Source organism: Streptococcus sp. DD04, from assembly GCF_001578725.1.
In the GTDB taxonomy this organism is placed as follows: domain Bacteria; phylum Bacillota; class Bacilli; order Lactobacillales; family Streptococcaceae; genus Streptococcus; species Streptococcus sinensis.
The window spans coordinates 205,362-229,293 of record NZ_KQ968978.1 but is presented as its reverse complement, the minus strand read 5'-3'; the positions used below and the strand labels follow the sequence as shown (position 1 = coordinate 229,293).

Genomic DNA, 23,932 nt, shown 5'->3' with positions numbered 1-23,932 from the left:
TTACTGACTAATACACTTTTTACGATCTATTTTACGTGGAGATTGATAATTTTGGCAATCATTTTATAGGTTATCCAATTTTTTTGCTTCGTTCTGTATGTAGTATCAAGCTTAGATCCCCAAAGTGTACATTTTATCAAATAAAAAGGAGAATGTGCTGTGTCATAGATTAACGTCTAAATATAAAAGAAAACTCATTAAAATTTGATATCAAATTATGCTCATTATACTGTTACGAATAAGTGATATAATCTTTGTCGAATTATTTAAAAAGTAAGATCACTATTATAATATATTACTCATCATTTGATAGGGATAGTTTCTTTATTCATTTTTGCTTGATAGAGCCTCAGAAAATCCTGATAATCTTTTAAAAGGTGTTCTTGGTCATCGGATGAATAAAAACTCTCTAGTTTGACATTAGTATAGAGGTCTGTTTCTCCTTCAGAAGCTAGAAGTTTGATGCTTGTTTCATAAGAATCCTCTCCGATTACCATCAAACTCCAGTCCTTAGCAAGTTTTTCCTCTATATTTGGAAATTGCTGACTTAATTTCAACTTTTTGATCTGTAGATTCTCTTCCCCTTGAATAAGGGTGAAGTTATGCGGACTGTTGACCAAGAGCAGGCCATACTTCTCTAGTTTGTCATCCAGATTGCTAGCACCATAGACAGGATACTTGTCACGGATACTCAGGGGCTTAAAATAATCTTCTAGATAAAAAGTCTGCCCGTTTTCAATATTCGTATAAAGAGTATAGATAGGGTTTTCCTGATCAGCATTCGAGTAATCTTTTTCCTGCTTACCGCCTGGTAGGTAGACTTCAAAAGCAAAATAATATTGACCATCCTGAGGATCTTGATATAGCTGATGGCTAACTTTCCCTGGTATAGCTTGACTATGCAGGCTTTGAGCCAATTGGACTAAATCGTAATCTTTATACAACTCTTCAAATTGGTTAAATAGCTTAATTTTTACATGGTTGCTATGTTTATTGTCCTTACTAAACGCCTGATAACTGTCGAAGTGAAAGGATCGATCAGTGTAATTCATTTCTTGCTGCAAGATATACTTATCAGACAAGATAGCAGAATTAGGATTTTTCACCATATAGATCTTGTCTTCAAGTTTTTCTATCTGAACAGCCTCATCTTTCGCTCTTGTAGCTTTCTTTTCTTGGGATTTTTTAGCCTGTCTTTGCTCAGACTGAATGGTCGTTTTTTCCCTCTCAGAAACATAAAAAGCCAAAAATAAACCAAGTGTAAAAGCCAAGGTATAGCCAGCAACATTCAAAAAGATTTTATTTTGAAAGCATTTTTTTATATTCATCACTATCTTCTGCACCTACTTTTCCTCCGGAACTTTTACTTGACGAAGCTGCCCGTCGATAAGGACATATATAATCCGACCAGATTTGATCATTTCATCGTGAGTCAAGCTAGGCACATCATTTGTCTCAAACAGTAATGAATCAAGAAGTTGATGGCCATTTTGTACTAATATTGGGGTCTCCCCTACTGCAAGATTACTATTGGTCCCAATCTGATTCACTATCATTTGCCCTTCTTCAAGACTAAATATGGAGAAGATTTTGTACAAGATCCCCTGATCCACAATTCCCTTAACGATATTCATATCGGATTCATCTAAATTATTGTTTGGTTTATATTGAAGCCAAGTGATATAGCGTGTCTCTCTCGGTTTACTGATTTTCGAATTATCAATCATCTTGCTGTAATCACTTACAGATTTTGTACCTAATTTATAAGATATAGATTTGTCGATACTGACTTGATCAAACTGCGCTTTCCTTATATAGGAATAATTGGACTCCATCAAACTTAGCCAATCTATTTGGTCATCTAGGTTTAAATTTTGGAGATAAACAGGTCCTTTTTTAAAATCAATGGTGACTATTTCTCCAGTGTCGATATCAAAACCAATAGGAATCATCCCTTCTATCGAATTAAGTTTGCCTTCTTCTTTCACTCTCTCCATGAAAAAATCATATGAAAGGGGAGTTGATAAATCTTTTGTCTGTTTTAAAGCCCAGTCGGCTTCATACTCTTGTTTCTGTTGAGCGGACCAAAAGGGATCCTCACCTGAATAATTGAAAAGATTGGCAAAATTAGAAGTTTGTTGAGTTGAATCTCCTTTATATTGAAACTGTGGATAGATAGTAAAACTACCTTTCTTAGCCATTTCAAAAACATGAGGATATTCTTGGTAGAGATTGATGAGCTCTCCACCCTGATATGGTCGCATTGTAATAACATCATCTGGGATTTTCGTTCTTTTTTTAGAATTATCATCTTTTTCAGCCTCAATAACGAAACTCAGGTTCTTCAAGCGCTCCGCAAAGACAGGATTGGCTCTGGCAATCGTCAATTCTCTATCACTCCTGCTAGTAATCTTTTCCTCAGATGAGGAGCCTATCAAGCGCGTAATGCGGCTTTCTAAAGTTTGTAAATCAATGATCAGTGAGAAGGTTCTCGAACCTCCATCAATTTCTTCCAGCCCTATTTCTAGATAGGGAGCTTTGATTGGTGAGTCAAAGGCATCTATTTTTGCTGTACTGATGATCTTATATTTCTTCTTTTCTTTTAGGAGGATATCTCTTACATCAATCTTTCTTAGTGACTGAATCCCTTCATCCTCTTTGTAAATATCAATTTGATAAAAATACTCTGACTTTTCTTTGTCATAAAATGCTTGCCCCTCAGAAGGATCCTGAGTTTTGGGAATGCGATAATTCTGAGCAATAATGTAGCCTTCCTTCTGCTGGACATCACCAAACATATCAATGGCCAAAGCAACATTTCCGATTTTTTGAAAATCTCTTACTTGCCCATAGGCGATTTGATATCTGGACTCGGTCAGTCTAGCATCTGCCTCGTTTCTGGCTGTAAGATGAGGGACGAGAGATTGATAGTAGACATGATAAGTTACTAGAGCAAGTAGAAAGAAACTCGATATTTTCAGGATTTTTTTGAGACGTGTTTGATTCATATTTTTCCCTTATAAAACTATAATAATACCATTTTATCATACTTTTCTTGTGCTTATGGCAGGAAGTTTACAAAAAATGATATAATGGTCCATAATCTATCTAAAAGGAGAATAGGATGAAGAAGCTAGAGAATTTCTCTTGGCAGATGTGGCAGATTTATGCTTTAGCCGCACTGGTCATTTTTCTTGTCGCTGGTACTTGTTCTTTCTTTTTCACAAAAGAAGCTGCTTATGTGGCAAAAGAAAGAACTTATGTCTATAAAGGAAAGAATCAGCGTTTAACAGATTATACAACTATTGGTGAGACCGAACCAGAATTCCCTATGATTGCTCTTTCTTTTAAAGAGAGCGACGAGTGGAGTCCGTATGATTTTGCTGTTGGACGGAAATTTTTAGCATTTCAGGATTCCAAGCAGTATGGAGGTAGATTGAAAGCAAAGGACAAAGAAGAATACTTCCGAATTCGTTATTATAAACTGGGTCAGGAGCAAGGGGATGGCCAAACGATTGATGTCTTGAAGCTCGTTCAAGATATGGGTTATGTCACCATAGAAGGCGAGATGGATAATCTTATGTATTCTGATGGAAAAGATGAATATGTAAAAATCCAGATAAAAGACAATGATGAAATCTATGTAAACCTAACCAATAAAAAAGCAACAAAAAAACGGCCCCAAGAAGAAATTCATTTCGGATATGGAGGGCTCTATCGAGTACTTTCCAGTCCATCATTTATTACAGAGGCATATAAGGATGATAGAATAAATGTATCCATCTATTGGGCCGCTTTGTTTAGTTACGATTACCAATCACGTTTAACGGATAGTGATTCTGATGATAGCAATAGCAAACCAGAGGATAGCCCGACACTTTCAATGTTGAAAAAATATGGCTTTATAGTGGTTTTAAAAGAAAATATGCCCCTAAACGATAGTATTACCCTAACAAAAATGTTTTTCCCCGATGCCGACTATTTTTACTGGAGCATTGACGAGAAGTATACAAAGAGTGGCAAAGAAGAAATAATCCGTACTGAAGAGGAGTTCAAGCAAGTCATTAAGGAGGAAGTCATTGAAAAAGATTTTAAAGATTGATTCGGATAAGGTTAAAAGCGTACTGGTACTTGCATGTTTTCTAGTAGTCTCATCTTTGTTTTTCTATCGGAATCTAGAAGCTAATCTCAAAGGCTTTTACGCCAATCGCAATTTTTTTGGAGAAATTAAGATAACTGGCTTTTCCTGGGCTGAACAAAATTGGGGCATAGATGTCAATTATACCTATACTGAAAAAATTAAGGACAAAACCATTTCTGTTCCTGTAAAAAAATCGGTCTGCTTCAAACAATTAGTCATGCCTTATTACGACAAGATGGATGTAGACGAGTGGAGGGACCCTATATCTGAGTTAGGATCGACTTATGATGAATCTATCAGAGTATATGCGCCAATTCTTGAAAAAGCTTTAGAAATTAGCCCTGAGCGAACTAAATTGGAAGAGTCTCTGACGAGAAAATTAAATCAGGCTTCACATCTAAAAGGGGGAACTGTTAAGCTGAGAAGCACTCTATCTGACAAAAATAGGTTTATTAAAGGTATAGTCTGGTATAGCGATCGTGTGGAAGATGCTGTTAGGAATAATCATTCTATTTTTAAAGAATTGTACGATTTGCCTTTAAATGATGCCTTATCATACAGAGCAGTCTATGTTCAAATTATCTTGCCAGAAGAAAGATACAAGGAACATTTTTATCTAAGAGAACAAATCCAACAGTTACTAGAACAATTAAGCTTACCTGATGGAACCTATGTATTGGGAACGATTGATGAGGAAATTGATCATTATGTTGAGGTTGAGCATGGAAAAATTAGAGAAGGGAGATAGACATGTCAGACAATAACGAGAGAAGGAAAGCAGGTTTCTCTTGGCAAAGAGGATTATTGATTGTATTTTATCTGGTCATCCTTGGCCTACCGTTTTTAAACGATAGATCATTTCCAATTTATATTTTTCAAAATGAGGGGTCTATTTTTTGGGGAAAAGATTTTAGAAATTTAACTGGTTCCTATTTTTTAACTTGTTTTACCTTATTTTCCATTTTGCCTGCCCTAGCTCTTTTATTAAAATTCATTTTGAAAAAGAGAGGCTATCCTTTTATAGCAAGCCTACAATCCTTCCTACTTTTCATATCTAGTTTTATCTTAATGATGTATACCCTGTTTTCCATCACTATTCAAAGAGATATTTATAGGCTAGATTGGGGTTTTTACTCTTGTCAAATCATTCTTCTAATTTATATTTTTAATGATTTGCACTTTCTGAGAACTAGAATTAAAAGTAAAACATAACTGTCCCCATCAAAAAATAACTATCTTATCAATCTCCACGTAAAATAGATCGTAAAAAGTGTATTAGTTAGTAAGGTATGACTCCATAGAAGTCATACCTTTTTACATTTCTTGCGGCTTGTTATAGTTATACCAGTCAATATAATTTCAATCCATATTTTTTGATAATAGCTTTCATCCTACTACTCTGTTCGCTGAGATAGTCTTCCAACACCTGCAATTTAAATTCAAGAGAATACCTTGTAAATTTACTTTCTTTTTTGCCCTTGAATTGTCAAATTAAGTGCACAATTTTACCATAAAATACTTCATAAGGAATTTTCCAGTTAGGTGATCTCTACTCTAATTTATGCCTCACTCCTCAAAATTGTCTCTATATTTCCTTTTCAAAAGTATTTCGATCTTATCCATTCCACACTCTTTCCTTAAAGAAAATTTAACTTTTTCTTAAAGCTAACTGATATCAGCTAGCTTTAAGCCGCAGTCTGTATACTTTCTACAAATCATCTAAGAAAGAGGTACTGATTATGGACTATCTAGTGATTCCGGCTTACGAGCCAGATTTTAACCTGATCCGATTGCTGAAAAAAATCAAAGAAAAAAGTCAGATGGAACTGATTGTGGTTAATGATGGCAGCTCCTCCAAGGCAAAAGTCTTGTTTGAACAGGCTGAGCAGTACGCTACTGTCCTCCATCACGCGAACAATAAAGGCAAGGGACAAGCACTAAAAACTGCCTTCACCTATATCCAGTCTATGGTTCAATACGGAACGGTTATCACAGCAGATGCGGACGGCCAGCACAAGGTCTGGGATATTTTCCGCGTAGCGAGCAAGGCTTCTGAAAATCCCAATCAGCTGATTCTGGGCGCACGCGCCTTTACTGGTAAGGTGCCTCTGCGCAGCCGCTTCGGCAACAGTCTGACTCGAGCTCTCTTCAAAGCCCAAACTGGCGTGGATGTTTCCGATACTCAGACAGGCTTACGAGCCTTTACGACCAACATGATTCTCTTTATGCTAAAGGTAGAAGGTCAGCGCTATGAGTATGAAATGAACATGCTCCTAGAAGCCAGCAAGGAATATCCCATTTTGGAAGTGCCCATTGAGACGGTCTATATCAATGACAATCAAGGATCCCACTTCCGGCCGATTCGGGATGGGCTCATGATTTATAAAAATATTTTTAAATTCGCTCTGACTTCTCTCAGCAGTTTCGTCGTTGACTACAACGTCTATGCTCTGGCTCTCTTGTTTTTAACTGCTGTGCCGACCAGCCTGAGAATTCTTCTAGCTAACGGAATTGCCCGCGTGACCAGCTCAATCTTTAACTATTCGACCAATAAAAAGCTGGTCTTTAAGAACGACGACAGTATACTCAAGACAGGAACCGGCTATTTCAGCCTAGCTGTAATGCTCTTTATCTTAGATACACTGCTAATTCGCCTCTTCTATGCTGTCTTTGGGCTCAATCTTCTGCTTGCCAAGATTATCGTCGGACTGCTACTCTTCACCATCTCTTGGATGGTCCAAAAGAGATTTATTTTTAAGGAAAGGACACACACCGCATCATGAAATTTTTAAAAAAACGCTATGCCTACGCCTCCATTTTCGGGCTGCTTCTGACAGCTTCTTTCAGCTACTCCATGCTGAAAACCTTCGTCATCGCAGAGACCATTTCCACGGTTTCAAGTACGAGTTCGTCGTCCAATGCTGAGGCTGCCAGCAAGGCTGCGGAAACAGCAACTGTGACGGATACCAGCTATTCAGACGACAACATCTCGGTCACATTGACTGAAAAGACCGTCAGCAACACCCAAATCTACATCGCCGATGTGACCGTCAGCTCTGCTGAATACTTGAAAACAGCCCTCGCCAACAACACTTACGGAACCAACGTTACGGCCAAGACTTCAGAAACGGCAGCCAATAACAAGGCTATCTTAGCTGTTAACGGCGACTACTACGGGGCTAATTCAACCGGCTATGTCATCCGCAACAGCGTCGTCTACCGCGATACCGTCCGAGAAGACTCCAGCAATGGTGATTTGGCTATTTACAAAGACGGCTCCTTCAAGATTATCTATGAAGACCAAGTCACTGCAGACCAGCTGGTCGAAGACGGTGTGGTCAATCTCTTGGCCTTCGGCCCATCTCTTGTAGAAAATGGTGAGATTGTCGTTGATACCAAGTCCGAAGTCGGCCAGTCCATGGCTTCCAATCCGCGGACAGCTATCGGTATCATTGATGAAAATCACTACATCATCATCGTTTCAGACGGACGCACCTCAGAAAGCGAGGGACTTTCCCTCTACCAGATGGCAGAAATCATGAAATCTTATGGTGTCAAGACTGCCTATAACCTCGACGGCGGCGGTTCCTCTACACTTTACTTTAACGGTCAGGTCATTAACAAACCTACAACCAACGGAAACACTATCTCAGAAAGGTCGGTGAGTGATATTGTCTACATCGGTTACTAATCCCAGCAAAAAACGTTTTATAAAAACGGCCCTTATCTACACACTATTAACGATTTTCTTCTTTGCTTTCAGCAGAATCTATGAATCCTTCAGCTTCGGGGAAACATCTATCCATATGCACTATCTTTTTGCCCTTCCTCTAGTGGGTGGCATCCTACTCCTGCTCTTCATGAAGGTCATCCCTAACCTCTCTCGGCTCAGCCTCAACCTCTGGAACTCAGCTGTAGCCATCATGACAGTCGGCATGCTCTTCCGTGGTATCGTCAATCTGTCTGGCCGCTCCACGACACTGGATATGCCCTACTGGCACCTAGGAGCAGCCTTTGTAGCTCTGGCACTACTCTCCATGGTCTTTACTCGAAGTGAGTGGAATAAAGAATGCCAAGCACAGCCAATACCTAGCAAAAAAGAAGACGCAGAACTAAGTCGCCGTGAAACCTACAGCCAAGTATAAACCAAAAAACTCAGAAAAATGAGGTTTTTATTCTAGTGACAATCCTTCTGAACTCTCATTATTATGAACGCTCTGCTTCTTCATTCACACTCATACACATCACCCGTCAGCGGGTCAATGACTTCTGCCAGCTTAAAATGTCCCTGCTCATAATGGTAATGACAAATGGCGCAGTTGCTAAAGCGCACCTTGGGGTCCAGAGATTGAGCCGCAATCTTGAGATAGAAGGCCCACATGGCACCGCCGTGGCTAACAGCCAAGACTGGCTCTGCTCCTGCCTGCTCCATAACCTCGGTCAGAGTGACTAGCATGCGCTCACCGACTTGGTCCACACCTTCTCCGCCATAAGGAACGAAAAGATCTTCAAATGACGTAGCTCCTGGTCGAAATTTCGGCTGCAAACGTTCAGGCTGAGCTTCAAAAAGACCAAAATTCCATTCTTTAATGCCCCTGAGGCGAGTATAGTCGGTTCGGCCGGAGACGAGTTCTAAGGTATCAGAAGCTCGCTCCTGAGTGGACGAGTAGAGATGACCAAAACGAATGCCCCGCTCTTGCAAATAAGCTCCCGCCTGCCGTGCCTGATCTTGTCCCAGTTCAGTCAGAGGGGAGTCACAAGCTCCCTGCACTAAGCCTTCTTGGTTGAAAAAAGTCTGTCCATGCCGCATCAAATATAAATCTTTCATTTTCCCTCCCAATTGCTAAAATCGTGACCAATCACTTCTTCTAGGTAGAATTGGTCATGTTCAAAAGTAAATTTCAAAATCCCGCAGTTGGTCATGTGACCTAGATCATCCAGACGCCAGTTTTTCCGCCAAGCTCTGGCAAAATTGGCCATAGCTGCACCATGAGAGACCATGAGCACGGACTGGCCATCTGTCTCTTGCATGAGCTGAAGAATGGTCGTAGCCATGCGCTCCCTGACCTGATCTTGTGATTCACCGCCATAGGTCACAAAGAAATCTTCATAGGGCAGGGGTGGATTAAGGTCTTCGCTTTCCCCTTCAAAAGTGCCAAAGTTCCACTCCTTGAGTCCCTTGACACGCTTATAGGGAAGCTTCCCGTCTGTTACCAATTCCAAGGTATCACAGGCCCGCTCTTGAGTAGAACTATAAGCATCATCAAATGTAATACCGGCATCCTTAAAATATTGCCCTGCCACCTTGGCCTGATAGATGCCAAAATCGGTCAGAGGAGCATCACACCAGCCCTGCACCTTATGGCGCAGATTAAAAAGCGTCTGCCCATGCCGCATCAGATAAAGAGTTTTTGCCATCATTCATATCTCCTTTAGATGAGTTCTAACTTTTCAAAGGCCTTGTAGAGACCGTCTTGGCTGACCGAGTCTGTCACCATATCGGCCATAGCCTTGATTTCCTCTCCGCCATTGCCCATAGCGACCCCGACCTGACAATAGTCCAGCATAGGAATATCAACCTTGGCATCACCGAAAGCCAGAGTATCTGCCCTGTCAGCATCCAGATGCTTCAGGAGAACCTCAATAGCATGCGCCTTGGTAATGTCTTTGACACCTAGGTCACCAAAGAGAGCATGCTCGCCCTTACCTCCCCAAGTACCTGCCTTGAGCTCAGGAAAAGCCCGTTTGGAGTCCAGATGATCTTGGTAGCTTCTGAGAATAAAGCTGACTTTGTTCAGGTCGTCCCGATAGAGATCCCCACCATAAACCAGACCGTGAAGAGCTTCTTCTGCCTCCATATTTACAACTTTTTCTGGATTAACACCTTTTCCAAGAACATAGGTCTGAAGCACTGGTCGAGCTGCTTCGCGGAATCCTTTGCTTGCAAATAGACCGTTATTACTCTCTAGGTAAAACTCTAACCCCCGCTCCTGAAGCCAGTCGACTAGCCTTTTCGCGATATCTCGCGAAATCAGCTGGTGCAGAACAACCTCCCCTTCATGCTCCACATAGGAGCCGTTGCCACCAATCATACCATCAAAGCCGATATCCCAAATTTCCGGCAGCATTTCAGCCTTACTGCGGCCGGTACAGACATAGACTAGATGACCCTTTTCCCGCGCTTGTCGAATAGCAGTCACAGCAGACTCTGGTATATGATTATCATAGTCAATGATGGTCCCATCCACATCCAGAAAGATGATTTTTCTCGTCATAAAACTTCCTCTTCCTCGCATTTACCGATTACTTTTTTCTAATAATCCAATCTGGCAAATGCTTTCTTCATTTTTTACAAATTCTCTCACTTTTGGCCAATATTATTTTACGAACTCTCTATCCTATTATATATCTTTTCGAAAGCCTTTTCCTATAGAATTATCAGAGATATTGGTACTATCCTTTCTTTATTCAGAGAAAAAACAAGAAGGACAGCTTTTAATCAGCTTGTTCCTTCTGCTTTTTTTATTTCCCATCTTATCTACTCATCCTCTGCTTCAAACAGCCAGAGTTTGGAATCAAAGTCGTAGCTCGTCTTTTGTTCAGAATCCTCTAAAAGCTGACCGCTGGAAGCGTCCGTGGTGACCAGCCCAACTCGCATAAGCTCAGCCCCTGTATAGACACTCCCCTCTAACCGATAGACTTTATCCACAACTAGTCCTTTCAGTTGCAAGCGCTGATGAGAGCGATTGACTTGATTGAGAACCTTGAAAGTGCCTAAAAGTGCCGTGTTCTGATCCTGACTGACAACCATCCAAGTTGTCTGCCCATCTCCCTTAAATGGCGACTGCAGTCGATAAAAAGTTCCATTATGAATCAGCTCTCGATGGCGCTTGTAAAAAGCTATTTGTTCCCTGACTTCAGCCAATTCTTCTAGGCTTAGCTGATTAAGATCCAGCTCATAGCCAAAGGAACCGAAAAAGGCGACATTCCCCCGCGTCTTCAACGGAGTCAGACGATTGGTCTGATGATTGGGCACGATGGAGACATGGGCTCCCATGGACGAAAGAGGGTAGAGAAGACTGGTTCCATACTGGATTTTCAAGCGCTCGATTGCATCTGAGTCATCGCTGGTCCAAGCCTGAGGAGCATAGTAGAGCATACCTGGATCAAAGCGACCCCCACCTGAAGAGCAGGACTCAAATAACAGTCTCGGATAGCGACTGATCAAACGCTCATACAAGTCATAAACACCCAAGACATAGCGGTGAAAAATCTCTCCTTGCTGATCAGCTGGCCAGGCAGCTGAGAAGACATCCGTCAGAGGGCGATTCATATCCCATTTGATATAATCAAGCTGCGCTTCCTCGATAACCGCTGACAGACGCTCAAAAATCTCATCCACTACTTCCGGCCGAGAATAGTCCAAAACGAACTGATTCCGACCATGGTGGGACTGTCTATCTGGCACTGCCAGCAGCCAGTCAGGATGACTTCGGTAGAGTTGGCTGTCCTTATTGACCATTTCCGGCTCAAACCAAAGACCAAACTTCATGCCCAAACCGTGAATTCGCTCTGCTAGCGAGCCCAGCCCCTGCGGCAGCCTTTCTGGATTGACAAACCAATCCCCAAGCCCAGCGCGGTCGTTAGTCCGCTGGCCAAACCAGCCGTCATCTAGCACAAAGAGCTCCACTCCTACTTCCTGAGCCTTTTCAGCAAGATCCAGCAGCTGATTCTCACTAAAGTCAAAATAGGTAGCTTCCCAGTTATTGATGAGAACAGGACGCGCTCGCTCGCGCCAGTAGCCCCTAGCTAGGCGTTGACGAAATAGCTGATGAAAGACTTGACTCATGCCGTTGAGGCCCCGCTCAGAGTAAACCAGCAGAGCTTCTGGACTGGTAAAGGACTGGCCCGCAGCCAGCTTCCACTCAAAACCGAAAGGATTAATGCCTAGCTGCAGCCGAGTCACATCATAGGTATCCACCTCAGCCTGAATGAGAAAATTGCCTGAATACACCAAGGCAGCTCCTAGCACTGGACCTGAAAACTCAGTCGTTTCCGAGCGCTTAAGAGCTACAAAAGGATTGTGATGAGGACTGGAAATGCCGCGGGTTGACTCAATAGACTGAATCCCCTGCTGAAGCGGACGCTCCTTGATATAGCGTTCCCGAGCCCATGCTCCTGATAGCTGCAGCCAGTCATAGTCAGCATCTGGCAGATCCAGCGACAGACTAGCTAGGGATTCCAAATAGCAAGTTTCCCTGCCTTGATTAATCATTTTGCTAGAGCGAGCGAGAACGGGCCAATCAGCAAAAATCGTATAAAACAGCTGAACTTCCACTTCTGTCACCGCATCTCGCAGGGTTAGAATAAGAGTCTTCGCCTCCGTTTGAGCCTCAGTATAAGTAGCTGGCAAACCCTCTAAAGCTGGCTTAGCATCTGCCATCTGATGACTGACGTAAACAAAATCAGTAATTCGCGAGCCATTTTCCTGTCGCAGACAGATAGCGGGATGGCGAAAGTCTGTCGTGCCGTATTCTGGAAATTCCTGCCGTACATGCTCCAAAGAATAGCGCAAATCCCTTTCTTTCCGATAGGTCGTCATGGGCCGATGCTGCAGCTCCACCAAATAAGAATAATCCCGCTCCGGTACCGCCGTGCCGTAGTATAGCTGCAAGAGTTTACCATCCTCCGAAACCCGAAAGATATAAGAAATCTCGCCATTAGTCAGATGAAATTGCCTGCACTCTTCGTTAAACAAAATACTCGCCTTATTCATGGTCTTCTCCTTTCACAGTCTGCAAGCCTGTTTCTCCTTTCATTATAAAAAAGGCTCCCTCTTTTGGTAAGCCTTTCTTTCTAGTATTATTTATCCAAATGTGACTTTTTACAGCTCCTGCCCCAGATGAGAGCTAGCCTTGCGAAAATTCAAGGGCGACTGGCCACGCGCCTTCTTGAAGGCTTTTGAAAAGCTCTGTGTTCCGGCAAAGCCTGTCTTATTGGCAATCTCTTCCACCGAAAGCTGGCTGCTCGTCAGCAGATCAGCTGCCATATTGAGCCGCAAGTCATTGCTGTACTCCTTAATCCCCTTGCCTACTTCATCCTTGAAAAGCCGAGATAGGTAGGAAGGGTGCAACGCCAATTTCTGCGCCAGCTCCTGCACAGATAGACTTTCTGGCAGATAGCTGTTCAGCAACTCCAAGACCTGCTGAACATAAGGATTGATTCGACGGCTTTCCGTGATTAAAAAGGTCTGCTTGAGACGCAGGGATAAGAGTTCTAAAAAGCGATAAACTTGCCTTTGCAGAGCCAGTTCAGCTGTTATTCCGCTGCCCTCATAAGCCAGACTTTCAAAGGCCAAGGCCTTAAATTCCTGCAAAGAGGTCAGCTCAAAAGACCACTGGCCAGACTGCAAGCCCAGAGCCTGCAGATAAGGAGGCAAGAGGCGCCCACCCAGTCCCATCCAGACATAAGACCAAGGCTCTTCTCCATCAGCCCGATAAAAGACCGACTGACCCGGTGGCACCACAAAGCCCTGCCCTTCCTGCAAATCATAGCGCTGATTGCCCACGGAGTAAGTCCCCCGTCCCTCCAGTACGATATGAATGACATAAACATCCCGGACAGCCGGCCCAAAGCTATGATGGGCTTCCGTTTTTGAATAACCACAGAAGGCAAAAAAACAATCTTCTTGGCCAAACTGCATAGACTTAACCAAGGTCAGCGAATGCTCCATCAGCTTCTCCTTAGATTTGGATAATTTTTTTATCCTTATTATAAAACAAAAACCACTAAACAGCAAATGAATCTGATTAGTGGTTTCTTCATTCATCTTAGAAAGATTGGACGGATGGGTTATGATTAAAGAGGGCATGGGTAGCCTTATAGATATGGTAGGCTGTTGCAGCATTATTCATAGTGTAAAGGTGTATGCCCGCTACATCTTGGGTCACCAAGTCAACAATTTGGTCCACAGCATAAGCCAGACCAGCTGCTCTCAGAGACTCTGGATCATGTTCGTACTTATCCAGAATAGCCCGGAATTTTCTTGGCAGCTTGATATTCTCGCATGTCTTAAGCAGGCGGAGAGCCTGATTACGATTGAGAATCGGCATAATCCCAGCATGGATGGGCACTTCAATACCAGCTAAAATGCACTTGTCCTGAAAGTCGTAAAAGCGCTCATTGTCAAAGAAAAGCTGGGTCACCAGGCTAGAACAGCCAGCATCGACCTTTTTCTTCAGATTTTGAATATCCGAAATCTGATTTGGCGAATCTGGATGGCCCTCCGGATAGCAGGCTCCGATGATGTCAAAATGCGGTGCTTCTGTCTTGATGTATTCAATCAAGTCAGTCGCATAGGTAAAATCATCCTTAGGCGCCACATCTGGAAAAATATCCCCTCGCAAAGCTAAAATCTGATGGACACCAACCCGATCCAGGGACTGCAAAATGTTGGACACCATGTCCTTGGTCAGATAAACCGCGGGTAAGTGAGCAATCGTCGGAATCTTGAGGTCGTTGGCGATGAACTCAGTCAAACGAACCGTCGTCTCCTCAATGTCAAACTTATTATTGCTGGCTGTCACACTGATAAAGTGAGGAGCCAAATCTTGCATCTCTCTCAATGCCTGAAAAATCTTATCATTGCCTACTGCCGGATTGGGAGGAAATACTTCAAATGAGAGACTGGGTGTATGACGACGAACCATATAACAAAAAGTTCCTTTCAATGATGGTAGCAATAGCCGAGGACAATCCTACAAAAACAGCTCCTGCAGGATTGTCAGCTCCGCTTCAATTTTTGGGGTATCCTCCATCCAGATCAACTTTTGAGGTTCGAGGAGGATTATTTCAGGTGTTGTCTAGCTGCTTTAGCTGCTTCTACTAAGCGCTCCAAGCTAGCCTTAGTTTCTGGGATACCACGAGTTTTAAGACCACAGTCAGGGTTGATCCAGACCTTGCTGCTTGGCACCTTAGCCAAGATGGCTTCAATCGTATGGTCGATTTCCCCCTCATTTGGCACACGCGGTGAGTGGATATCGTAAACTCCAGGTCCTACTTCTGTCTGGAAGTTCTTAGCCTTGAGCTCATCCAGGATTTCCAAGTTAGAGCGACTAGCTTCAAAGGAAATCACGTCCGCATCCATGTTGTCGATCGCAGGGATGATATCTGTAAATTCTGAGTAACACATGTGAGTGTGGATTTGTGTGTCTGGCGCTACTGTAGAGTGTACCAAGCGGAAGGCTGGAATTGCCCAGTCAAGGTAATCTTCATACCAGTCGCTGCGGCGGAGTGGCAATTTCTCACGAAGAGCAGCCTCGTCGATTTGGATAATCTTCACGCCAGCAGCTTCAAGGTCAAGCACTTCATCCTTGATTGCCAAGGCGATTTGAAGGGTAGAATCCTTGATAGAGATGTCTTCACGTGGGAAGGACCAGTTGAGGATGGTTACAGGTCCAGTCAGCATGCCCTTAACAGGTTTGTCTGTACGGCTTTGCGCATAGCTAGACCATTTTACAGTGATTGGGTTGAGACGAGTCACATCACCCCAGATGATTGGTGGTTTCACCCCACGCATACCGTATGATTGTACCCAACCATTCTTAGAGAAGAGGTAACCTGACAGGTTTTGACCGAAGTACTCAACCATGTCATTACGCTCGAACTCACCGTGCACCAGCACGTCAAAGCCGACTTCTTCTTGCCACTTGATCCATTCATCAATCTGCTCAGCCAAGAACTTGTCATAGTCTTCTGCTGACAGCTCGCCCTTGCGGAAAGCCAAACGTTTAGCACGGACTTCCTTAGTTTGAGGGAAGGAGCCAATTGTCGTAGTTGGCAACGGTGGCAGATTGAGTGTCTTGTGCTGGATTTCCTCACGCTCTGCAAAGACCGGCAGGCGAGTGTAGTCTGCATCTGTCAAGCCAGCGATGCGAGCAGCCAGCGATGCATTTTGCCCAACACGCTCTGCTGCAAAGAGAGCTTTGTTAGCAGCAAGTGCTTCTGCACCACCGCCATTACGGATAGCATCCAAGTCACGGATTTCATCCAATTTTTCCACCGCAAAGGCAAAGTGGTTCAAGATTGCTGGTTCAAATTCTTCGTTAGCAGTCGTAAATGGCACATGGAGCAGCGAACATGAGCTTGTCAAGACGATGTTTTCAGCTGGGATTTGCTCAAGAACAGCCAAGCTCTTTTCGTAGTTGTTGCGCCAAATGTTTTTACCGTTGACGATACCCGCATAGAGTGTCTTATCAGCTGGGAAACCACCTTTAACAAGGTCAAAAGTTTTCTTGCCTTCTACAAAGTCCAGACCAATCGCATCTACTGGCAGCTCTACAAGGTCTGCATAGATGTCACGAACGTCACCAAAGTAGGTTTGAACCAAGACTTCCAAGCCTTTCTTGTCTGCCAAAAGCTTCTTATAAAGGTCCAAGAAGAGAGCTTTTTCTTCTGCTGACAGGTCTTTGACTAGACTTGGCTCATCCAGCTGGATACGATCTGCGCCAAGCTCTGCTAATTTTGCAAAAACTTCTTGATAAGCTGCAGCTAGTGCATCTACAAAGTCAGCTGCCGCCACACCGTCTTCAAAGTCAGATACTTGCAGGAGGGTGAATGGGCCAACCACAACTGGACGGGTTACTAAGCCCAACTCTTTCGCTTCTGCAAATTCATCAAAAATCTTATGCCCAGCCAGCTTGACTTGGGTTTCTTTTTCAAATTTAGGAACGATGTAGTGGTAGTTAGTGTTGAACCATTTCTTCATCGGAAGGGCACGTACATCCCCTTTTTCTCCTTGGTAACCACGCGCCAAAGCAAAGTAGCGCTCAAGGTCAGTCAATTCCAAGCCTTGCACAGATGATGGCACCACGTTAAAGAGGAAGGCTGCATCCAGCACATTATCATAGTGAGAAAAGTCATTAGACGGAAGCTCTGAAATTCCTTTTTCCTTAACAATATTCCAGTGCTTAGCGCGCAGCTCTTTGGCCGCAGCCAGAAGCTCTTCTACTGAGATTTCATGTCTAAAGTATTTTTCAGTTGTAAATTTCAATTCGCGGAATTCACCCAAACGTGGGAAACCAATGATAGTCGTTGACATAAACGTCCTCCAAAAATTGTTGTTGAAACTATCTTAACAGAAAAGAACCCGTCTGTATAATTGTAAAAAATTAAGATTTGGTATAGTTTTAAACTATATCCTTATTATGGACAAAAGAAAAGGATTTGAGATAAGTGTCTCAAATCCCTTAGTATCAACTGTTCAAACCTATCAATCTCAACACAAGGTAAAACCCTCGCAAGACTTTTCTAGTTACCTATGACTTGTTATTAGAAAAGACTATAGCTTGTTTTAAATTTAGTATTTTTTGATTTTCTTATCGTTTTTCCAAAATAAGCGAATTATGAGCGGAATTTGAGCGAATAAAGAGCGTCTTTTGTAGAGCCTGATTTTTCTAACAAACCTTGATTGACAGTTCATCAAATATCTGAATAAGTCTCTACTAACAGCAGAATTTTTCTCAAAACTTCTTGTTTCTTCCGTTCACGAGTTCCTTGTCTACTAGAAATTGGTGGAGTAATCAAATCCAAATCAGTCCCGCTGTTTTCAGCATAACCATGTTAGATTACCCTATCTACGAATAATTGATAGTCAGCTACAAGCTTCTTAGTCTCAGCTAGGTCATGAATCGCAATTGTCTTACGCTCCTTACCATTTCTGCTTCCCTTATTGAATGTACTATCTTTTCTATTTTAACATATTTTTAAAAAACCGAACTATGGGGGATAAGTGCCTTATAGCTTGATATAAAAGTGAGAATACCTAGTTATTTTTGTTATGTATTAGAAATAGTCTTTAAGTAATCCATGAAATCTGGATGAACAAATATCTGTCTCTCAGCGTGCTTAGCTTGAAGATTATTAACTGAGTTTACAAAAGGAATATCATGATTCGAAAGAAATCTTAATGTATTATTCAAACTTTTCATATTTCCTCCCCAAAAGTTCCTTGGTACTATTTTAATAAGAATTTTACTGGATAATGGATAGTAAATAAATGTATCATCTCTTCCCACCCCGTTATCAGCGTAAGAAACTGAATTACTAATACAATTATACATCACAACCGGAGAGTCACTCGTAATAAATGGAACACTAGAATTATTGAAATAAATTAACCAAATTTTATCAGCTAATACCTCAGAAAGTTTATCCAATCTACCTTTCTCTGCAATTAACGGAATAGTCATATCTCTTATAAAATCATTTTTATTATTTACAAAGTCATCTAATATGCTTTTTATTGTTTCTGGATGTAATTCAAACCGTTGTGATGTTTCGTTGATTGTTTCGTCAAACATAATTTCCCCATGCTTAAACCTAAGTTCTAAAAATCCTGGTACTCTTAATATTTGAAAAGAGATCATTTTAGATAACGAAAGAATCTGAGAAGCTGTTAGAATGTCATTCTTTTTATTAGATAATGTTAGTGAAGCAATTATACCAGCCATCTCGGGTCTATATAAAGGTTCAATCTCTCTGGAGAAATAATTCTCCCAATATTTCGGATTGACTTTATCGCTAACATCATAAAAGTTTTTCCTGAACGCAACATTATCAACTGAATCTATAAAAATTTTATTAAGTTTAAATTGTTTAACTGCTATATTATAGCCTTTATTATTAAGATTTTTCTTACCAAATCGTTTTAAATAACTTTTAGGAACAACGTGCTGTTTTATATTTGATTTAATCATATTCCTTCTATCTATCTAGTTCACACAAGCCGACTTCTCGGAAATGAGATAGTATATCTTCTGAACTTAATTTTCCTGTTTTAAACTGTTCAAACATTTTTAAGAAAATAAGACTATCTATTATCAACACATTATTAGCCGCATTGCTGGCTACTTCAATAACATTATTGCTAACAGGTAGCCGTTCCTCAGGTTTTGTATCCTTAAATCGATTCACTATGATTATCTTTTTAATTAAATCTGCACCAACTTCTTTTGTTTCTTCATAAATATGTCCGTGAGTTACTAATTGTGAAATATTTGATTTTTTTACATCTTTTGTTAACCCTTTAAATTCAAAAATGTAATGAATCCCATCTTTCTCGAAAGAATAATCTTCATTTTTATTGTCTTCAAATTCATTTTGAACATCACACATTTTTTCTAACATCTCTATCAAAATTGATTCTAATTCTGGTCCTGATTTAAATAAGATTGATTCAAAATGTTTATTTTCACGAATAATTTCTTTTGAAATTTTTATTTTATCTTTAGACTCTTCAATCTTTTTATTTTCAATTTGTATAACTTCTGACTGCTTACTATCATCAAAGAATTGTAAATCTTGAAACCAATCAGGTTCCTTCTCTTCAGATTCATCTATCAATACATTTTGTATTAAGACTAGTAATTCATCATTATTATTAGCTTGTAGAGTAGTTAATGAATACTTGCCATGTGATACAAATACTAATTTTTCGCTTCCGTCTGAATAGGCCATATCCTCTGGTAGATTATAACCGTCATAATAATTCTCCCCCATTTTTGAATCAAAATAAAAATCAGCTGATAGTTTTGTACCTAACAAATTTGTATGAGTTTTTTCGTAATACAAATCAATATCTATTGGTATAACTTTTTCTAAATTTTTAACTAAATAAGTAATAATATCTTTAAGTTGACTCTTAATTAGAAATTCTTTAGAACTCATGCTATTTCGTCTATCATAATATGTTTTAAAGTAGATATTAGGAGGTAAAATATATAAAAATTTTGTCTTCGAAGAGTTATCAATACTCGTTGATAATGTTCCAAAGTCATTATCGCAGTCTAGCCTTTCAAAATCCGTGATAGAAGAATGGTTTAACCAAATTGACGAACTAGTCAAATCGATAATATTTAAATCATAGGAATCTAATGAATGGGCCTGTCCAAATGAATTACACTCCGTTACACTATAATTATTTTCATTACGCCCATTATAATTTATCAACTGTATCTGCATTCTTTTCCTTTCTATCTTACATCGAATCTATTTTCTCTTTTTAATTTTCCTACTAAAATTATACCACGAATCTACCAAAAAACGCCTTTAGATAATAATATATCTAAAGACGTTTGTTTTTATCCAGCTACTTGTGTAGTTTCCTCTTCTTTCACTTTCTTATCCTTCTTACTCGAACCAGCCAATCGGCGTTTACTATCTCGGATTGTGTTGAGATCTTTAAGGAGTTTGGTTAGGTGTTCTTTTTCTGGATAGGCTTCTGCGCTAGCTGCGGTATAGCGCAGAAAGAGGTCATAGATGCTGGTTAGTTCGGTACGGACTTGTCTGGTCTTGCCGACTTCCTTGGCAGACTTATGCGCACGCGCCTGACTTTCCACTTGAGCATTTACTACTACCGTTTTCTATGACACTTACTTTGAGAGAATCTTTTGGCAGGATCAGGAACAAAAACAGCCGTCAGAATGAAGCCGATAAACTTTATTTCTTCACCTACCTGTGTCCCCTTCGACTTCCTTCTCCACAACAAATTCTCTAACCAAGCGGTAGATAACTGCGAATATAGGAGTGAAGAAAATCATGCCGACCAAGCCAAAGAGGTTACCCCCAATCAGGGCTGCAGCAAGGGTAAAGAGAGTTGGGAGACCGACGGACTGGCCGACCACACGCGGATAGATGATGTTACCCTCAATCAGCTGCACCAGCTGAAAGACTGCGATTGAAAGAAGGGCTTTCCAAGGGCTGTCGGTAAAGATAAAGATAGCGCCCAGAGCACAAGCCGAGAAAGGTCCAATGTAGGGAATGAAAGAGAGTACTCCAGCCAAAACCCCTGTCAGGGCAGCGTAAGGCAGGCCTGTCAGAGAATAGGCGATAAATACCAAGACACCGACAATGACGGCCTCAATCATCTGCCCCATCAGAAACTTATCATAGGTCTCAACAATGACAGAGCCTACATAGGATAGGCGTTTCACAGCCTTCTCAGGAAGCAGGACCTGTAAGAGACGGCTAGTGATCGTCTGCAAATGCTCCTTGCTGCTCAAGAAGGCAAACATAAGAAAGATGGACATGATGACAGAGAAGAAATTACCAAAAATAGCAGAAATATTGCCTGTCAGACTGCCCAACAGGGAGATGGCTCTGTTGACAATACCACTGTTTTGCAGTTGCTTGGTCAAATCTTTTAGCTGGCTAGAGGAAAGCAAGCCAGACTGCTGCAGCCACTTGGCTAGCTGAGGCGCTACCTTGCCGATGGTCGCGCTCAGCTGATTGACAGCTGTGGTCAGAGTCGGCACGACGATAGAGACAATCCCCGTCATAATGAGAGCTAAAATCAGCACCTCCAAAACCAAGGCCAAACCGCGCTGCAAGTTCTGAGGGACTCGGCATTTGTCTAGGAGGTCTTCCAGCTTCTTCATCGCTCTTAAATTTTGACAAATCTCGAAGATATAGAATTCCTGAGATGATAGACAGAAGGACTGAAAAAGTAAACAGAAAAGAGAGAAAGCCCATGACAGAGGCGCAGAATAGAAGCTCATGACTCGCCTTATTGACTCTTGGGTCGTTGCTATAATGATACATTCCGACTATAGAAAGTCCCAAAAACAGCCAGCTGGTCAATATAACCCTATCGCCCCAGCCAGGGTTTTCAACCAGTGTGGGAACCGAATAAATAATTTCCCAGTGCCATCTATTTAAAGAAGCGTAAAAGATTATCAGACCCCCTACAATAGCAGCCATTCCATTTATCCATAGCAATTTATTTGATTTCATAAGCATCTCACTCTTTCTTTTTTAAAATAGTATACCGAGCCACTCTCTAATCTGTCAACTATTATAAAAGAATGAGTGTCTCATTCGATAAATCCGTTTTCATTCAAATTATCTTATGATACAATAAACTCATGCACAAGAAAACGGTTATTGATTTTAAAGAACTGGGCCGGCGTTTGATTTTCAGCCAGCCCATTAAAGAGCTCAAAACGCGCAAGCTGACTGAAGTCAGAGAGATTTTGCAAGAGGTCGAGGGCTGGCAGAAAAAAGGATTTTATGCAGTCGGCTATGTCAGCTACGAAGCGGCTCCTGCTTTTGAGGAAAAACTCCAGGTCCACAAAGCCCCTCTGCTGGGAGAGTACCTGATTTACTTTACCATTCATGACAGGGCTGATGAAGCCCCATTCCCTTTGGCTTACGACGAGGTAGAAATGCCGGCGCAATGGCAGAGCCTGACGACTGAGCAAGAGTATGAAAAGGCCATCGGAATCATTCACCATCATATCCGTCAAGGCGATACTTATCAGGTCAACTACACGGTGCAGCTGGGCGCAGAGCTCAATCCACAGGACAGCTGGGCTATTTACAACCGACTAGTCGTAGAGCAAAATGCCGCCTACAATGCCTATGTAGAGCACGATAATCAGGCAGTCTTGTCCATCAGTCCTGAGCTCTTTTTCGAGGAGCACCGAGGTGAGCTGATAACGCGGCCGATGAAGGGCACTACCAATCGCGGTCTGACGGTCGCTGCGGACTTGGAGCAGGCGGACTGGTTGCGTCAAGATCCTAAAAATCGAGCGGAAAATATGATGATCGTTGATCTGCTGCGCAACGACATGAATCGCATTTCAGAGATTGGCAGCGAACGAGTCGAGCACCTCTGTCAGGTCGAGCAGTATTCCACTGTCTGGCAAATGACCTCCACCATCAAAAGCCAGCTACGACCTGAGATTGGCCTAGGAGAAATTTTTGATGCGCTCTTTCCGTGTGGCTCTATCACAGGCGCTCCAAAGATTTCAACCATGGCTATCATCAAGGCGACCGAAAAAGCCGCTCGCGGTGTCTATTGTGGTACTGTTGGCACCTGTTTGCCAGACCAGAGACGCATTTTCAATGTGGCCATCCGCACCATCCAGCTAGAAGCTGGCAAGGCCATCTACGGTGTCGGTGGAGGTATCACTTGGGATAGTACATGGGAATCCGAGTACATCGAAACCCAGCAAAAATCGGCTGTTCTTTATCGGAAAAATCCGCAGTTTGACCTAGTTACGACAGGGAAGATTGAGCAAGGCAGCCTGACCTTCCAAGACCAACATCTGAAGCGTCTACGAGAATCTGCCCGTTACTTTGCTTATCCATTTGATGAGGAAAAACTGAAGGCAGAATTGAACCAAAGTCTAGCAAAACTGGATCCAAGCACAGACTACCGCCTGCGGATCTCCATCGCCAAATCTAGAAAAGTGACCTGCCAGCTAGAAAAGCTGCAAGCACTCCCAGAAGCTTTCTGCAAGGCTATTCTCGTTCCACAAAATGCCAACTTACAGAGCAGCCTTTCACCTACTTTAAAACCAGCTATCGGCCACACCTAAGCCTAGGCCAGCAAGAGCAAATCTACTACAATGCCCAAGGGCAGCTACTAGAAAGCTCCATCGGCAACCTAGTTCTCCAGCTGGACGGCCACCTCTACACGCCACCAGTCGAGCTAGGCCTTTTGAATGGCATCTACCGCCAGCATCTCTTGACAACAGGTCAGGCCACAGAAAAGATTCTCAGCCTAGACGACTTAAAATCAGCAGAAAGAATCTACGCCTGTAACGCACTGCGAGGCCTTTATGAATTGGAAATAGATAATTGAGGCTGGGACAAAAGTCCTAGCCTCTCAATTGTCTTTGGATTGTCGAGCAAGACGCAGTGGTTGAGTGGGCTCTACTACGCTGATTTCATCAGCTTTTACAGCCCTACTCAACTGTGCGGAGGTGGGACGACGAAATCGAATTCTAA

At 42.0% G+C, this 23,932-nt stretch carries 18 protein-coding genes and 2 pseudogenes; 7 read left to right on the top strand and 13 right to left on the bottom strand.

From position 1 onward, the window contains the following. Positions 1-302 precede the first annotated feature (302 nt). Both STRDD04_RS06100 and STRDD04_RS06095 read right to left on the bottom strand, forming a co-directional pair. Positions 303-1,328 carry a hypothetical protein gene (locus STRDD04_RS06100; RefSeq protein ID WP_231853898.1) on the bottom strand — a complete coding sequence of 342 codons (1,026 nt, stop codon included), beginning with the start codon at positions 1,326-1,328 and terminating at the stop codon, positions 303-305. 15 nt (positions 1,329-1,343) lie between these two features. Beyond that, a complete protein-coding gene (locus tag STRDD04_RS06095; protein WP_062200273.1) occupies positions 1,344-3,008 on the bottom strand; it encodes a hypothetical protein in 1,665 nt (554 codons plus the stop codon). A gap of 116 nt (positions 3,009-3,124) precedes the next feature. On the opposite strand from STRDD04_RS06095, the gene STRDD04_RS06090 reads away from it, so the two are divergent. The 6 genes from STRDD04_RS06090 (at position 3,125) to STRDD04_RS06065 (ending at position 8,286) form a co-directional block, all read left to right on the top strand. Then, positions 3,125-4,102: a hypothetical protein gene (locus STRDD04_RS06090; RefSeq protein WP_062200272.1), complete on the top strand. Its 978-nt coding sequence runs from the start codon at positions 3,125-3,127 to the stop codon at positions 4,100-4,102. Next, on the top strand, positions 4,080-4,889 hold the full coding sequence (locus STRDD04_RS06085) for a hypothetical protein (RefSeq protein WP_062200269.1): 810 nt from the start codon (positions 4,080-4,082) through the stop codon (positions 4,887-4,889). The genes STRDD04_RS06090 and STRDD04_RS06085 overlap by 23 nt, the downstream gene beginning before the upstream one ends. A gap of 2 nt (positions 4,890-4,891) precedes the next feature. Further along, a complete protein-coding gene (locus STRDD04_RS06080) occupies positions 4,892-5,353 on the top strand; it encodes a hypothetical protein (protein WP_062200265.1) in 462 nt (153 codons plus the stop codon). A gap of 521 nt (positions 5,354-5,874) precedes the next feature. After that, entirely contained in the window at positions 5,875-6,924 is a 1,050-nt protein-coding gene (locus STRDD04_RS06075) for a bifunctional glycosyltransferase family 2/GtrA family protein (protein ID WP_156469060.1), read from the top strand. Continuing rightward, the gene (locus tag STRDD04_RS06070; protein ID WP_062200261.1) at positions 6,921-7,832 is read left to right on the top strand and encodes a phosphodiester glycosidase family protein; all 912 of its coding nucleotides are present in this window, start codon (positions 6,921-6,923) and stop codon (positions 7,830-7,832) included. Before STRDD04_RS06075 ends, STRDD04_RS06070 begins: the two co-directional genes overlap by 4 nt. Beyond that, positions 7,813-8,286, top strand: a complete 474-nt coding sequence (locus tag STRDD04_RS06065; RefSeq protein ID WP_062200258.1) for a hypothetical protein — start codon at positions 7,813-7,815, stop codon at positions 8,284-8,286. The genes STRDD04_RS06070 and STRDD04_RS06065 overlap by 20 nt, the downstream gene beginning before the upstream one ends. A gap of 80 nt (positions 8,287-8,366) precedes the next feature. On the opposite strand, the gene STRDD04_RS06060 is transcribed toward STRDD04_RS06065, so the two are convergent. The 11 genes and pseudogenes from STRDD04_RS06060 to STRDD04_RS06010 all read right to left on the bottom strand — a co-directional run bounded on the left by STRDD04_RS06060 (position 8,367) and on the right by STRDD04_RS06010 (position 21,696). Then, positions 8,367-8,969 carry a histidine phosphatase family protein gene (locus STRDD04_RS06060; protein WP_062200255.1) on the bottom strand — a complete coding sequence of 201 codons (603 nt, stop codon included), beginning with the start codon at positions 8,967-8,969 and terminating at the stop codon, positions 8,367-8,369. Continuing rightward, entirely contained in the window at positions 8,966-9,562 is a 597-nt protein-coding gene (locus STRDD04_RS06055) for a histidine phosphatase family protein (protein WP_082757352.1), read from the bottom strand. Before STRDD04_RS06055 ends, STRDD04_RS06060 begins: the two co-directional genes overlap by 4 nt. A gap of 11 nt (positions 9,563-9,573) precedes the next feature. Next, entirely contained in the window at positions 9,574-10,437 is an 864-nt protein-coding gene (locus STRDD04_RS06050) for an HAD family hydrolase (protein ID WP_231853897.1), read from the bottom strand. A 242-nt stretch (positions 10,438-10,679) separates the two neighbouring features. Continuing rightward, positions 10,680-12,917 carry an alpha-galactosidase gene (locus STRDD04_RS06045; RefSeq protein ID WP_062200250.1) on the bottom strand — a complete coding sequence of 746 codons (2,238 nt, stop codon included), beginning with the start codon at positions 12,915-12,917 and terminating at the stop codon, positions 10,680-10,682. Between the two features lie 108 nt (positions 12,918-13,025). After that, the gene (locus STRDD04_RS06040; protein WP_062200247.1) at positions 13,026-13,970 is read right to left on the bottom strand and encodes an AraC family transcriptional regulator; all 945 of its coding nucleotides are present in this window, start codon (positions 13,968-13,970) and stop codon (positions 13,026-13,028) included. Between the two features lies 1 nt (position 13,971). Continuing rightward, positions 13,972-14,850 carry a methylenetetrahydrofolate reductase [NAD(P)H] gene (gene metF / locus STRDD04_RS06035; RefSeq protein ID WP_002896521.1) on the bottom strand — a complete coding sequence of 293 codons (879 nt, stop codon included), beginning with the start codon at positions 14,848-14,850 and terminating at the stop codon, positions 13,972-13,974. Positions 14,851-14,987: 137 nt separating this feature from the next. Then, the gene (gene metE / locus STRDD04_RS06030; RefSeq protein WP_062200244.1) at positions 14,988-17,240 is read right to left on the bottom strand and encodes a 5-methyltetrahydropteroyltriglutamate--homocysteine S-methyltransferase; all 2,253 of its coding nucleotides are present in this window, start codon (positions 17,238-17,240) and stop codon (positions 14,988-14,990) included. Positions 17,241-17,976: 736 nt separating this feature from the next. Next, positions 17,977-18,897 (bottom strand): DUF4238 domain-containing protein, encoded by a 921-nt coding sequence (locus STRDD04_RS06025; protein ID WP_082757351.1) that lies wholly within the window; start codon positions 18,895-18,897, stop codon positions 17,977-17,979. Between the two features lie 7 nt (positions 18,898-18,904). Next, positions 18,905-20,161: a hypothetical protein gene (locus STRDD04_RS06020; RefSeq protein WP_062200241.1), complete on the bottom strand. Its 1,257-nt coding sequence runs from the start codon at positions 20,159-20,161 to the stop codon at positions 18,905-18,907. A 119-nt stretch (positions 20,162-20,280) separates the two neighbouring features. After that, positions 20,281-20,541 (bottom strand): annotated as a pseudogene (locus STRDD04_RS06015) (DUF6261 family protein); the annotation flags it as partial. Positions 20,542-20,646: 105 nt separating this feature from the next. Further along, complete coding sequence (locus tag STRDD04_RS06010) at positions 20,647-21,696, bottom strand: AI-2E family transporter (protein WP_443031295.1); 1,050 nt, start codon at positions 21,694-21,696, stop codon at positions 20,647-20,649. A gap of 366 nt (positions 21,697-22,062) precedes the next feature. Here STRDD04_RS06010 and pabB point away from each other — a divergent pair. After that, positions 22,063-23,786: pseudogene (gene pabB / locus STRDD04_RS06005) on the top strand (aminodeoxychorismate synthase component I). Positions 23,787-23,932 lie beyond the last annotated feature (146 nt).